This window comes from Williamsia muralis (assembly GCF_051487485.1).
Lineage (GTDB): Bacteria > Actinomycetota > Actinomycetes > Mycobacteriales > Mycobacteriaceae > Williamsia > Williamsia muralis_B.
The window spans coordinates 41,321-54,188 of record NZ_JAHVCV010000009.1 but is presented as its reverse complement, the minus strand read 5'-3'; the positions used below and the strand labels follow the sequence as shown (position 1 = coordinate 54,188).

Below are 12,868 nucleotides of genomic sequence, written 5' to 3'. Positions count from 1 at the left end.
GTGTCCGGAATGGCCACCCCGATGCGGCCTGTGCGAAGCCTGTGGGTTCAGGCACACACAAGAACGATGACTTTCACGGTAGGGCGTCGCGCGTCATTTGACGAACGGAAAGCCCTCGAACAATCCCTCGGCGGATGACCTCATGCCGCTGCCAGAATTTTGCGCAACCGGTTGGCCTCGACATCCAAGCCCTCGAGTTGTGCATCGGCCGCTGCCATGCCCCGGATCAAGGTGTGGCAGTACTCGTCTGACAGTTCCTGAACCGACCACAGCTGATTCGCCGTGCTCGCCCACCGGTAGGTGTGGTTGTGCAGGTTCAGGAACTGGAGAGTGGCAAGCCGCGGATTGATGTCTCGGAGGAAGCCATTGTCGATGGCCTCGGCGATCGCATCTTCGATCAACCTCTCGAACTCGTCACGCTGTGCGAGCATTCGTTCGAGGTTCTCGCCGGTCAGGTGACGGTAGTCGTGTTCGTACACCCAGATGTGGTCGACCCTGGACATGATCGAGTTCAAGAGGACTTCAGAGAGCAGTCGTATCTTCACCACCGGGTGGGTGTCGAACCGGACGATCTCCTTGGCTTGCGCCATCAACGGCTCGAGCACCCGATCCTGGATGGCAACGAGCAAGCTCTCCTTGGAGCCGATGTAGTGGTAGAGCGCGCCCTTGCCCAGACCGGTCGCCTTACAGATCTCCGATACTCCGGTGGCCGCGTAACCGTTCTCGGCGAACAGGACCGCGGCCCGGTCGATGATCTCCTGTCGGCGGGGCTCGAACTGCTCGCTGCGTCCCGATGGCGTGGCCATATCCCCTCCTGCGTCAGCCCGAGTGCACGCACAGGGCAGCGGGGCCCCGATCCGGCAGGCCGGCTAGCGAGCCCCAGCGCTCACGGGAGTTCGGTCCACCGTAGCCGCGTCGTCGGCGCCCGGTGCACGAAACCGTGGCAGGAAGGCCGCCAGTACGAGCGCGGCGAGTGCGGATCCTGCAGCCAGGGCCATGATGACCCGGAAGGCGCTCTCCGACGGTACGGACGCGGCCCCTACGGACATGGTCATCTGAGCAAGGATCACGCCTGCGATCGCGCTGGCGAATGACGTTCCCAGCGAACGCATAAGGGTGTTGAAACTGTTGGCGGCGCCGGTCTCCGTGGGTGGCACCGCAGCCATGATGAGTGCCGGCATGGCGCCGTACGCCATTCCTGTTCCGGCGCCGATGATGATGGCGATCATGACGAGCTGCCAGATCGAGTGCAGCGAGAAGATACCGATGCCATAACCGAGGGCGACCACCACGGCGCCGATCATCAGCGTGATCTTCGGCCCGTGAACGTTGGTGATCCGCGATGACACGGGTGAGATCAGCATCATGACCACGCCGAATGGCGCCATCACCAAGCCGGACAGGAGCATCGATCCGCCCAGCCCGAAACCGGTCGCCTCGGGAAGTTGGACCACTTGCGGAAACACCATGGTGGCGGCGAACATCGCGAACCCGAAGACGATGGATGCGAGGTTGGTGAACAGGACCTGCCTGCGGATCGAGACACGCAGATCGACCAGCGGTCGGCTGCTCCGTAATTCCCACCAGATCCACGCCGCGAATGCGGCAGCCGAAACAATGAGCAGGACAAAAGTTTCCGACCCGGTCCAGCCCCAGTCCGAACCCTTGGAGACGGCCAGCAACAGCGCGATCAACGCCACGGACAGGGTGATGGCGCCCATGAAGTCGAATGCGCCGCCGGTGCGAACCGGTGACTCCGGCACCAGCATGACGATCAGCGCGCCGGCGAGGACTCCCAGAGCGGCGGAGGTCCAGAACAAGACGTGCCAGTCGGCGTACTCGGCGATCAGGGCCGCGATCGGAAGGCCCAGGGCGCCACCGACTCCCAGTGATGCGCTCATCATCGCCACGGCGCCTGCCAGCTTCTTCGGGGGAAGTACGTCACGCATGATGCTGATCCCCAGTGGGATCGTGCCGGCAGCCAGGCCCTGTAGTACGCGTCCGACGATGAGGGGCACGAGGCTCGAACTCAGCGCTGCGACAACGGAACCGGCGACCAGCAAGACCACGCTGCTCAGGAGCAGCCGGCGTTTGCCGAACATGTCGCCGAGCCGTCCCATCGTCGGCACCGCTACGGCGGCGGCCAGCAGAGTTGCGGTCACCGCCCACGCTGTGTCGGACGCGGGAGCGTCGAGGTAGTCGGGCAGGTGGGGGATGATCGGGATGACGAGGGTCTGCATGAGCGAGACCACAATCCCTGAGAAGGCGAGCACGGCGACGACGGCCGCGGTCTTGGGGGCCTTGGTTGTAGGGCCCGGGTTGGGGTCAGGGTCGACAACAGTCTGTGACATGAGATCTCCGGAATCAGAACAACAACATAAGTCAGTTGACTGACTTAATTTAAGTCAACTGTTTGACATCGTCAAGTCGGACGGCGGCGAGGGGGTTCGCCACACCGAGTAGTTGGGCTCTGGAGCCCGTATTTTGTTGTCATGTCTTCGGAACGCCCGGAGCGATCAACGCGGGGAGTCTCCATGTCCGACGAAGTGACCGCACTGATGGAAGCGAACCTGCTGGGGGTGTTCGGTGAACCCGACCCCGAGCGACGCGCCAAGGCCATCGCAGAGACCTACACGGAGGACGTCGTCTGGACGGACGAAGAGGGTGTCGCGGTGGGTCGAGAAGCTCTGGCGGCCAAGGCCCAGAAACTGCTCGACGGCATGCAGGGCCTGGTGTTCAGCAAGGTCGGCCGGGTGCAGAAGGCACAGAACTTCGGCCATCTCGCGTGGGAGCTGGGCCCGCCCGGACAGGATCCGGTGGCGACCGGTTTCGACGCGGCACTGGTGACCGACGGGCGGATCTCGTCGCTCTACACGGTGATCACCGGACCGGAGAAGGACTGAGGGGCCCATCGATTATTTCTGCCGATAGCCGACGGGGCAGGCACACTGGAGTCCTCACCGCACAACAGGAGTGATCAATGAGTACCAACGGACCGTTCGGCTTCGAGCCCGAGGATTTCGACCGCTTTGCCAGAGAGGCCGGCGAGGGATTCCGCGACATGCTGGGCCAGGTCGCCAAGGGGATGTCTCAATCCGGAGGCGAGAACCCCCTGGCGTCGCTACTGCGCGATTCGATGTTCAGCACAGCGTCGCAGCGCACCAAGCCCGCGCCGCCTACGCGTGAGACCACGGGCGACACCGGTGACGGTGTCTGGGCCATCTACACCGTCGCCGACGACGGTTCGGCTCGCATCGACCAGGTGTACGCCTCTGAACTCGATGCTCTGCGCGCGCACAAAGACAATGTGGACCCGCAGCGGCGTGTCCGGTTCCTGCCCTACGGCGTCTCGGTCGGAGTTCTGGACGACAGCGGCTCATAGCCCGAAAGTGTGGTGTTCTGGCGGCGTCGACCTGGGCTTTCTGTCGCAATAACCACACATCATCGGGGAGGGCGGCTGAAAACGAGGAGACCCTGATCAAGGTCTCCCCTGATCAGGGTCTCTCATGTGTCTCAACCAACACAGTCGGGGTGGCGGGATTCGAACCCACGACCTCTTCGTCCCGAACGAAGCACGCTACCAAGCTGCGCCACACCCCGTGATCAATCAGCCTGCGATAGCTTACCTCAGCCGCGGTAGCGGATTAAATCGCCTGGTCACGACGGTCAATTGGCCTCGGCATTCACCGGTGGCAAAGACCCCTCCTGCTCGTAGTCGGCGTCGCCGGCCGAGACAGGGGTGAGGGTGAGCAACGTGGCCTCGGGCCGGCAGCAGAAGCGGGCCGGGACATACGGCGAGGTGCCCAGACCGGCACTGACGTGAAGCTTCATCGCCGCACCCCATGCCGACACGCCTTTGACCCGTGACCGGTCGAGGTCGCAATTGGTCACGATCGCGCCGACACCGGGCAGGCACAGCTGGCCTCCGTGAGTGTGTCCGGCCATCACGAGGTCGTAGCCGTCGTCGGCAAACCGGTCGAGCACACGCGGCTCAGGAGAGTGGGTCAGACCCAGGCGCAGATGTGCCAGCGGGTTGGGCCGGCCCTCGATGGTCTCGTAACGGTCGCGGCCGATGTGCGGATCGTCGACACCCGCAGCAGCCACCCGCACCCCGGCGACCTCGAGTTCACGCACCGAATGGGTGGCGTCGAGCCAGCCACGCTCGGTGAACGCCGCGCGCAGATCCTGCCACGGAAGCGGCTCCCCGTGGGTGCGCTTGTGGTCTTTCTTGAAGTACTTCAGCGGGTTCTTCGGAATGGGCGCGAAGTAGTCGTTGGACCCGAACACAAAGAGCCCTGGAAGCGACAACAGATCGCCCAGCGCCTGGACCACGGCCGGTACCGACTGGGGGTGGGCCAAGTTGTCGCCGGTGTTGATGACGAGGTCGGGCTGCAGCGCGGCGAGTTCCTGAACCCATGCTTGTTTGAGCCGCTGTCCCGGCATCATGTGGAGGTCGCTGATGTGCAGCACCCGCAGCGATGTGGAACCGGGCTCGAGAACCGACAGGGTCTCGTGTCGCAGCGCAAACGCGTTTCGCTCGATCAAGGTCGCATAGGCGAGACCGGCGGCACCCGCGGCCGCGACCCCCGCGATCGCGTGCGCCGAGGTCAGTCCGGCGAGTTGATCTGTGCGACGAGTGATGCTTTTTCGTCCCTGAGGCATCTGGCCAGAATACGCCCGCAGGCGAAAAACGGGTGCGGACCGTCGACCTCGGCGGCGTAGGTTTGACCACATGTCCACGATCAAAGAGCAGATCCGCACCGATCTGACCGCTGCCATGAAAGCCAAGAACACCACGGTCACCGGGACCCTGCGGATGGTCCTGGCTGCCATTCAGTCCGAAGAGGTGTCGGGCAAGGCGGCCCGCGAGTTGACTGATGACGACGTGATGAAAGTGCTTGCGCGCGAGAGCAAGAAGCGTGCAGAGGCGGCCTCGGTGTTCGCGGAGAACAACCGCGAAGAGCTGGCCGAGAAAGAACGCGCCGAAGGCGAGATCATCGCCCGGTACCTACCCGCGCAACTGTCCGACGAGGAACTGACGGGCATTGTCGATCAAGCCGTTGCGGCCGTCACCGAAGAAACTGGTGAGGCCCCGGCCATGAGGCAGATGGGCCAGGTGATGGGACACGCCACCAAGCTCGCCGCCGGTCGCGCCGACGGCAAGCGCCTGTCATCGGCGATCCGCGCGCGCCTGCAGTAGCCCGGCCGCCCGGCGAATCAGCCGCCCGGTACCGGGATGACGATCGGGCCAACCCCGGGGACGGTGATGGTGGTGGGCGGTGACGCCCGTCGGGTGGGTAGCTGGGACTGCCCGGTGCTCAGGTAGATGGTGACGGTGCTCCCGGGGATCGCTGTGTCCTCCGGGGCGGTGAACACCACGGTGCCCGCTGCTTGCGCACTGTCGGTGTTGAGCCGCGCGACCTTGAAGCCCGCCTGCTCGATCCGCCTCGTCGCCTCGTCGGCGGTCATCCCCGCAACCGACGGAACGGCCTTACCGCCAACACCGGCCACGTAGGTCGGGTCGTTCGGTGGTAGTGCTGTGGGCCCGAAGTTGTTGGCAATCGGCAACATCGCGGTGAACCACGTTCGTGCCGGTTCACTACCGCCGTAGAGGGTGCCGTACCCGCATTGCCGCAGCGGATTCGAGCACAGCTCGGACGGGGTCGGTGAGTCGTTGTACGTGTAGGTCGCGGCCGCCAGGTTGTTGGTGAATCCCACGAAGGCCGACGATCGGTGGGCCTCCGTGGTGCCCGTCTTGCCGGCCATCGGCAGGTTCCACCCGGTGGACCCGGCAGCGCCGGCCGCAGTTCCCGATCCGCGGTCGTCCTGGCTCATGGCGTTGGCGAGGGTGTCGGCCAGGCCGGGTTCGACGACCTTCTCGCACTTCGGACGCTCGAAGGCGACCTCTTGCACCGCAGGCCGTCCATCGGTACCCAGGACCTGGTTGCCGTTGCGATCGCGCTTCGGCTGCGTGATGGATGCAATCGGGTTCGGCGGGCACCACACACCGTGCGAAGACAGCGTGGCGGCAACGTTGGAGAGCTCGAGTGCGTTGATCGCGGTGGGTCCCAGGGTGAACGACCCCAGATTGTTCTGCTTGAAGTAGTCGGCCAAGCTCTGCTCGCCCTGGCCGGAGGTGCCCGGATTGGTGTACGAGCGCAGTCCGAGACGCACGGCGATGTCCACCGCAGGTCCCACCCCGACGTCTTGGAGGAGCTTGACGAACGCGGTGTTGGGGGACTGGGCCAATGCCTGGGTCACCGACAACTGTGCCGGGTACCGGCCGTCGTTGCGCACGCAGTAGGTGTTCGCCGGGCAACCGTTGACACCGCCGCTGCTACCCATGCCCTGCGCCTGGAAGGTGGCAGGAACCTGCAGGGAGGACCCGGCACCCAGGCCCTTCTCCATCGCCGCGGCGACCGTGAAGATCTTGAACACCGACCCTGCACCGTCGCCGACCATCGAGAACGGCTGAGGCTGCACGGTCTGGTTGGCATTCTGGTCCAGTCCGTACTGGCGACTCGACGCCATCGACATGATGTCGTGGCTCTCGGTGCCCGGCCGGATCACGCTCATGACAGTCGCGACACCGTTGAGGTCGGGGTCGGTGATGTTCTGCACCCCGGTCAGCGTCGACCGCTGGACGGCGGGATCGAGCGTGGTGCGGATGGTGTAGCCGCCGCGGGCGACAGTCTCGCGGCTCAGGCCGTTCTCGGCCAGGAACTTCAACGCGTAGTCGCAGAAGAAACCGGCGTCGGCGGCCGAGATGCAGCCGTTCGGCAGGGTGATCGGGGAGGGGACCACGCCGAGCGGGGTCTCCTTGGCGGCCTGGTATTCGGCGGCGCGATTCGGGAAGTTGGAGATCAGCGTGTCGAGGACCAGGTTGCGGCGTTCGAGCACACCATCGGGGTTGTTGTAGGGGTCGAGTGCCGAACTCGACTGCACCATGCCGGCGAGCATCGCCGACTCGGGGATCGTCAGATCCTTCGCGGACTTGTTGAAGTACGTACGAGCTGCCGCCTCGATGCCGTAGGCGCCGTTACCGAACGGCACCACGTTCAGGTAGCGGGTGACGATTTCCTTCTTCGCCTCCTGCTTGGCCTGCTCGTCGTTCAGGTTCTTGTCCCGCTTGGCCTGCTGGGTGAGGTTCTCCTCCAGCGTGAGTGCCATGCGGACTTCTTTGAGCTTGCGCGCAGGCGTGGTCTCGGTGGCGGCGCGACGGTCGGCGTCGGTGCGGGCGAGAACCAGCAGCTGGTAGTTCTTCACATACTGCTGGTCGATGGTCGAAGCACCCTGCTGCACCTCGCCCGACGACGAGTTCTTCAGGAACGCGCGGATCGTGCCTTTCCAGTCCACCCCGTCGTGGTCGAGGAATCGCCGGTCTTCGATGGAGATGATGGAGCGGATCATCTCTGGTGAGATGTCGTTGTAGCCGACCTGTGTTCGTCGCTGGTCGTACAGGAACGCGATCGGCTTACCGGTCACGTCCGTCATCGTGGTGACCTCGGGGACCGTGCCTTCGAGCAGTTCCGACGACACGTTTTGGACCGTGTCCGCGGCCCGGCTCGACACCAGACCGATTCCACCGGCCACCGGAAACAGCAGTCCGGCGACGAGAACACCGGCTAGGACGCAGCATCCCGCGAGCAGTGACAGGGACTTCGACTTTGGCACGCCAGCAAGGATACGTGGCGTCTGCCTTCTCAGGTGGCACCGAGCGGCGCAAAAGCCAGATCGTCGCACTCGGTTTGCACGCAAGTGCCACTTTTTTCATTCCAGGTCTTGACGGTGCGTAAGTGTGGTCCATACATTGGTCGTAATTGAATGTGACACACGTAACATTCAGTCTTAAATGTGGCGGCGGACGTCAATATTGTGCTTCAGACAGGGGATCGTAATGGCAAAAGCGGCAGCTGCGACGGTAGAGAACGAAGCAAGATTGGCCTGGGTGGCCAGGGCACGGTGCCGCGAGGTCGATCCTGACCAGCTGTTTGTCCGTGGAGCCGCCCAGCGCAAGGCTGCGACGATCTGCCGTCATTGCCCAGTCCAGCTCGAGTGTGGTGCAGATGCACTCGACAATCGCGTTGAGTTCGGGGTCTGGGGAGGCATGACCGAACGTCAGCGCCGGGCGCTGTTGCGCCAGCATCCCGAGGTCACCTCGTGGAGCACGTTCTTCGAGACGCAGCGTCGCAGGCAGATCACCAGCGTCGGCTGAGTCTCACCCAGCATCCTGACGCCGTCGCCCTGCCGGGCGGCGGCGTCAGCCTTTGCTGGTGATTTCCTCGGCCACAGCGCGTAGGGCGGTCATGTCGGCGACCTCGAACGGTAGTGACGGCACACCCACGATCGGGACTGCCGGATGCGACGTGGTGAAGCTGTGCAGCAGGTGCAGTTCGCGTTTGCCGGTGGTCGCCCGCTCGGAATGAATCGTGAGCACGGCCTTGGTCAGCGGGTCGTCGACATTGTTTGCCGCCGCCTCGGCGGCGCTCCCGCCGATCGCGGTGAGGTTGGGGTGGGTGCGGTTGAGGATCAGGCCGGCGAGCGGCATCTTCTCTTCGGAGAGCCGGTCGACGAAGAACGCGGCCTCACGCAGGGCGTCCGGTTCGGCCGCCGCAACCACGGCGAATTGGGTGCCCGGTTGTTTGAGGAGGTTGTAGGTCCGGTTCGCCCGTTCCCGGAAACTTCCGAACATCGAGTCGAGTGACTGCACGAAGACCGAGACGTCGCGCAGCGTCTCGCCGCCGATGATGGTCGAGATGCCCTTCATAGCCAGTCCGACAACACCGGTGACAACCCGGCCCACGCCGCGACCGCCGCCCACGAGCATCTTCATCAGCCGGCCTTCGAGGAACGACCCGAGACGCTGCGGCGCGTCGAGGAAGTCGAGGGCATTGCGCGAGGGTGGGGTGTCCACCACCACCAGATCCCAATCATCCTGCGCCAGAAGCTGTCCCAATTTCTCCATCGCCATGTACTCCTGCGTGCCGGAGAACGAGCTGGCAACGGTCTGATAGAAGTTGTTGTTCATGATCGCTTCGGCGCGTTCAGGCGTCGAGTACTGCGTCACCATCTCGTCGAAGGTGCGGCGCATGTCGAGCATCATGGCGTCGAGCGTGCCGTCGCCGTCGATTTTGACCGGTTGTGGGCTGTTGGTCAGTTCGTTCATGCCCAGCGACTGCGCGAGCCGCTTGGCAGGGTCGATCGTGAGGACAACCACCTTGCGTCCCCGTTCGGCGGCGTACACGGCCATTGCCGCGGCGGTGGTCGTCTTGCCGACTCCGCCTGCGCCGCAACAGATCACGACCTTGGTTCCGAGGTCGGTGAGAATTGCGCCCATTTTCAGGTCGATCGGCATCAGGCACCAGCCTTCTGGAGGATTTCGGAGATTTCGTAGAGGCCGCCGAGGTCGACGCCATCGTCGAACGCGGGCAGCTGCAACTTGTCGAGTTCCAAGGCGTCGAGTTCGGCACCGGCCTCGAGCTGCGCCTGCACCCGACTGGCGTGCTCGATGGTCTCGGTCAGCAGGCCCTCGAAGTCGGCCTCGGTGTACTTCAGGCCCGACTTGTCGAGCTGGGCGCGCAGTTCGGCGGCATCGATGACGCCGTCGGCGATGTCGCCGATCGACTCGGGCGGCAGATGATGCGGCGACACCCGATTGACGATCACCGACCCGATGGTGAGGTTCTTGCCCTCCAGCTCGCGGACCGCCTCGATGGTCTCCTGGATGGGCATCGCCTCGAGCAACGTCACCAGATGCACCACGGTCTGGTCCGAGTGCAGCAGCTTGACCACGCCGTCGCTCTGGTTGCGCAAGGGGCCGGTCTTGGTCAGATCGGCCATGGCCTTGGTGACGTCGAGGAAGTTGCCGATCCGGCCCGTCGGAGGTGCGTCGACCACCACGGCGTCGTAGATCCGGTTGCCGCGCTTGTCGGTTCGGACCACGGTCTCTTTGATCTTCCCCGTCACCAAGACGTCGCGAAGCCCCGGCGCGACGGTGGTGACAAAGTCGATGGCACCGATGCGGCGCATGGCGCGGCCGGCGAATCCGAGGTTGTAGAACATGTCGAGGTACTCGAGCAGCGCGTGTTCGATGTCGATCGCCAGTGCCCACACCTGTCCGCCGCCTTCTGCGGTGGCGACCTTGGTCTCGGTGGGGGCCAGGGGCGGAACATCGAAGATCTGCGCGATGCCCTGACGTCCCTCGCATTCGACGAGGAGGACCTTTTTGCCTTCGGCGGCCAGTGTCAGCGCGAGAGCGGCCGCGACAGTGGTTTTTCCGGTCCCGCCCTTACCGGAGACGAAGTGCAGGCGCGCCTTCGCAGCGGCCTCTGACCAGCGATAGCCCGTGGGCTGTTCTGTTGTCACGGGTTCACCATATCGACGTTGGTCATGGCCGAAGACCATACCGTGCAGTACGCGTATTTCACCCCTGTCAGCAGGGGATGTCCGGGTTGGTGAACGTACGCGGCCCGAACACATACCGGAGAGATAGGGTGTGCAACATGAGCGAGCCAACTGCCTGGGAGTACGTCACCGTTCCCCTTCTGACCCACGCCACCAAACAAATCCTCGACCAGTGGGGTGCTGACGGCTGGGAGCTGGTCAGCGTCCTGCCGGGACCCACCGGCGAGCAGCACGTCGCCTACCTGAAGCGCGCCAAGGGCTGATCCGTCATGACGTGGTCGCAGCGATTGACCGAACTGAACATCGTGCTGCCCAAGGTGGTGGCGCCACTGGCCGCGTACGTGCCGGCAGTCCAGACAGGCAACCTCGTCTACACCGCGGGCCAGTTGCCGTTGCTCGGTGGCGAACTGACGGTGAAGGGCAAGGTGTCCGAGGGCGCCGAAGGTGTTGTCCGGCCGGATGAGGCAACCGAGGCCGCACGTGTCTGCGCTCTGAACGCGCTCGCGGCAGTGAACAGTCTGGTCGGAATCGACTCGGTGAAGCGGATCGTCAAGGTTGTCGGCTTCGTGGCCTCGGCCCCGGGCTTCACCGGTCAGCCCCAGGTCATCAACGGTGCGTCCAACCTGCTGGGCGAGATCTTCGGAGAGGCCGGCGCGCACGCCAGGTCCGCGGTTGGAGTGGCCGAGCTGCCACTCGGGGCGCCGGTGGAGATCGAGTTGATCGTCGAGGTCTGACCCTCGTTGTCAGCCTGCGCGGCGCTCGACCAGTGCACGGACCCAACTGAACCACTCCGGGAGTCCTTCTCCGGTGCGTGCACTGACCGGGATGACCCGGGCCCGAGGGTTGGTCTGGGCGATGGTGTCGAGGAACGCCTCCAACTCGACGTCGAGGTGGGGCAGGAGGTCGATCTTGTTCAGCAGGATCACGTGCACCCGACTGAACATCAGCGGATATTTGAGAGGTTTGTCCTCACCCTCGGTCACCGAATAGACCATTGCGCGGGCATGCTCGCCGACATCGAACTCGGCGGGACACACCAGATTTCCGACGTTCTCGATGATCACCAGATCAAGCGTGTGCAGGTCGAGATCTTGCAACGCGCGGTTCACCATCGGGGCATCGAGATGGCATTCGCCGCCGAACCCGTTGGCAGTGTTGATCAGTGAGACCTGCGCGCCCTTGTCGGCGAGACGTGCGGCATCGAGGTCGGTGGCGATGTCGCCTTCGACGACACCGATGCGTACATCGGTTCGCATGGCGTCGAGAGTGGCCGACAAGATGGCGGTCTTGCCCGAACCCGGCGAGCTCATCAGATTGATAGCGGGTACGCCGGCGCCGTCGAATGCGGCCCGGTTGAGGTCGGCGCGCATGTCGTTCTCGGTGAAGATCGCCTCGAGCACATCGATGCGTTCGGCGCCGGTGTCGTAGCCACTGTGGTCGCCGTGCTCGGAATTGCCTGGCTCGGTGTGTTCGTGGCTGTGCGTCGTCCCGTCGGCATGGGTGTGTGCCTCGTCGTGGCGGTGGAACCTACCCATCGTCTGCGCCTCGCCCCTTTGTAGCCGGGTTCGTGCACCGTCAGCCGGTTCGTGTACCCGCAGCGACCCGACAGAGTCGGCCCTGCCTTCGCCAAGTGCAGGATATAGCCTGATCGTCATGAGTGAACCGCAGCATCCTGCGTACGGTGTCGTTCGCCCGGTGACCGATTTCGCGTCGGTGGTGCTGTGTCGTAACCCGGGGATGATGACACTCGACGGCACGAACACCTGGATCTTGCGGGCGCCCGGTCACAAAGACTGTGTGGTGGTGGACCCCGGCCCCAAGGGTAAGAAAAAGCATGTCAAAAACGTTGTCGCGCAGGGCAATGTGGTTCTCGGGCTGATCACCCACCGCCACCCCGACCACACCGGCGCGATCAAGTTCTTCCGTGAACTCACCGGCGCACCCGTGCGGGCACGGGTCGACAAGTACACCCGCGACGGCAGCCCACTCCAAGACCGGGAGGTGATCGAGGCAGCCGGACTGAAGATCACCGTGCTGCACACACCCGGACACACCGGCGACTCGGTGAGTTTTCTCGTCGAGCACAACGGACGCAAGGCGATGCTCACCGGAGACACCATCCTCGGTGGCGGGACAACGGTGCTCGATCCCAAAGACGGCACGTTGCGCGACTACATGAACTCGCTCAACCGCATCATCGTCGAGGGTGACGATTGCGTGTTGCTGCCTGGGCACGGGCCCGATCATGCCGAGGTGATCCCGCTGGCCCGCCACTACAAGGCGCACCGGGAAGAGCGGATCGATCAGGTTCGTGCCGCGTTGGCTGAACTCGGGGTGAGTGCTGCAGAAGCCAAGCCGAAGAAAGTGGTCAAGAAGGTGTACGCCGACATCGACAAGAAGCTATGGCCTGCGGCCACGATGTCGGTCAAGACGCAGCTGGCCTACCTGGCCGAGCAGTAGCCGG

At 64.2% G+C, this 12,868-nt stretch carries 14 protein-coding genes and 1 tRNA gene; 7 read left to right on the top strand and 8 right to left on the bottom strand.

Annotated features, from left to right (window positions below; genetic code table 11):
• Positions 1 to 140: 140 nt before the first annotated feature.
• A complete protein-coding gene (locus KXR83_RS21970; RefSeq protein ID WP_437426661.1) occupies positions 141 to 806 on the bottom strand; it encodes a TetR/AcrR family transcriptional regulator in 666 nt (221 codons plus the stop codon).
• Between the two features lie 63 nt (positions 807 to 869).
• Positions 870 to 2,351 carry an MFS transporter gene (locus KXR83_RS21965; protein ID WP_437426660.1) on the bottom strand — a complete coding sequence of 494 codons (1,482 nt, stop codon included), beginning with the start codon at positions 2,349 to 2,351 and terminating at the stop codon, positions 870 to 872.
• Between the two features lie 183 nt (positions 2,352 to 2,534).
• Between KXR83_RS21965 and KXR83_RS21960 the strand changes: the two genes are divergently transcribed.
• Together KXR83_RS21960 and KXR83_RS21955 are read left to right on the top strand one after the other, a co-directional pair.
• Positions 2,535 to 2,903 carry a nuclear transport factor 2 family protein gene (locus KXR83_RS21960; protein ID WP_437426659.1) on the top strand — a complete coding sequence of 123 codons (369 nt, stop codon included), beginning with the start codon at positions 2,535 to 2,537 and terminating at the stop codon, positions 2,901 to 2,903.
• Between the two features lie 77 nt (positions 2,904 to 2,980).
• Complete coding sequence (locus KXR83_RS21955; RefSeq protein ID WP_437426658.1) at positions 2,981 to 3,382, top strand: hypothetical protein; 402 nt, start codon at positions 2,981 to 2,983, stop codon at positions 3,380 to 3,382.
• Positions 3,383 to 3,526: 144 nt separating this feature from the next.
• On the opposite strand, the gene KXR83_RS21950 is transcribed toward KXR83_RS21955, so the two are convergent.
• Positions 3,527 to 3,600 (bottom strand) — tRNA-Pro (locus KXR83_RS21950).
• A gap of 66 nt (positions 3,601 to 3,666) precedes the next feature.
• Positions 3,667 to 4,662 (bottom strand): metallophosphoesterase, encoded by a 996-nt coding sequence (locus tag KXR83_RS21945; RefSeq protein ID WP_437426657.1) that lies wholly within the window; start codon positions 4,660 to 4,662, stop codon positions 3,667 to 3,669.
• A 70-nt stretch (positions 4,663 to 4,732) separates the two neighbouring features.
• Here KXR83_RS21945 and KXR83_RS21940 point away from each other — a divergent pair, with 70 nt between their 5' ends.
• Entirely contained in the window at positions 4,733 to 5,200 is a 468-nt protein-coding gene (locus tag KXR83_RS21940) for a GatB/YqeY domain-containing protein (RefSeq protein ID WP_437426656.1), read from the top strand.
• Between the two features lie 17 nt (positions 5,201 to 5,217).
• On the opposite strand, the gene KXR83_RS21935 is transcribed toward KXR83_RS21940, so the two are convergent.
• Entirely contained in the window at positions 5,218 to 7,674 is a 2,457-nt protein-coding gene (locus KXR83_RS21935; RefSeq protein WP_437426655.1) for a penicillin-binding protein, read from the bottom strand.
• Positions 7,675 to 7,897: 223 nt separating this feature from the next.
• Here KXR83_RS21935 and KXR83_RS21930 point away from each other — a divergent pair, with 223 nt between their 5' ends.
• Positions 7,898 to 8,215, top strand: a complete 318-nt coding sequence (locus KXR83_RS21930; protein ID WP_030169006.1) for a WhiB family transcriptional regulator — start codon at positions 7,898 to 7,900, stop codon at positions 8,213 to 8,215.
• Positions 8,216 to 8,260: 45 nt separating this feature from the next.
• Here KXR83_RS21930 and KXR83_RS21925 read toward each other — a convergent pair whose 3' ends face one another.
• Together KXR83_RS21925 and KXR83_RS21920 are read right to left on the bottom strand one after the other, a co-directional pair.
• Positions 8,261 to 9,355 (bottom strand): ArsA family ATPase, encoded by a 1,095-nt coding sequence (locus KXR83_RS21925; protein WP_437426654.1) that lies wholly within the window; start codon positions 9,353 to 9,355, stop codon positions 8,261 to 8,263.
• A complete protein-coding gene (locus tag KXR83_RS21920; protein ID WP_437426653.1) occupies positions 9,355 to 10,404 on the bottom strand; it encodes an ArsA-related P-loop ATPase in 1,050 nt (349 codons plus the stop codon). The genes KXR83_RS21925 and KXR83_RS21920 overlap by 1 nt, the downstream gene beginning before the upstream one ends.
• Before the next feature lie 98 nt (positions 10,405 to 10,502).
• Here KXR83_RS21920 and KXR83_RS21915 point away from each other — a divergent pair, with 98 nt between their 5' ends.
• Together KXR83_RS21915 and KXR83_RS21910 are read left to right on the top strand one after the other, a co-directional pair.
• Positions 10,503 to 10,667, top strand: a complete 165-nt coding sequence (locus tag KXR83_RS21915) for a DUF4177 domain-containing protein (RefSeq protein ID WP_023956445.1) — start codon at positions 10,503 to 10,505, stop codon at positions 10,665 to 10,667.
• A gap of 6 nt (positions 10,668 to 10,673) precedes the next feature.
• Positions 10,674 to 11,138 carry a RidA family protein gene (locus KXR83_RS21910; RefSeq protein WP_437426652.1) on the top strand — a complete coding sequence of 155 codons (465 nt, stop codon included), beginning with the start codon at positions 10,674 to 10,676 and terminating at the stop codon, positions 11,136 to 11,138.
• A 9-nt stretch (positions 11,139 to 11,147) separates the two neighbouring features.
• Here the strand turns inward: KXR83_RS21910 and hypB are convergent, their stop codons facing one another.
• Positions 11,148 to 11,939, bottom strand: coding sequence for a hydrogenase nickel incorporation protein HypB (gene hypB / locus KXR83_RS21905; protein WP_437426651.1), 792 nt, complete (start codon positions 11,937 to 11,939; stop codon positions 11,148 to 11,150).
• Between the two features lie 118 nt (positions 11,940 to 12,057).
• Here hypB and KXR83_RS21900 point away from each other — a divergent pair, with 118 nt between their 5' ends.
• A complete protein-coding gene (locus KXR83_RS21900) occupies positions 12,058 to 12,864 on the top strand; it encodes an MBL fold metallo-hydrolase (protein WP_437426650.1) in 807 nt (268 codons plus the stop codon).
• Positions 12,865 to 12,868 lie beyond the last annotated feature (4 nt).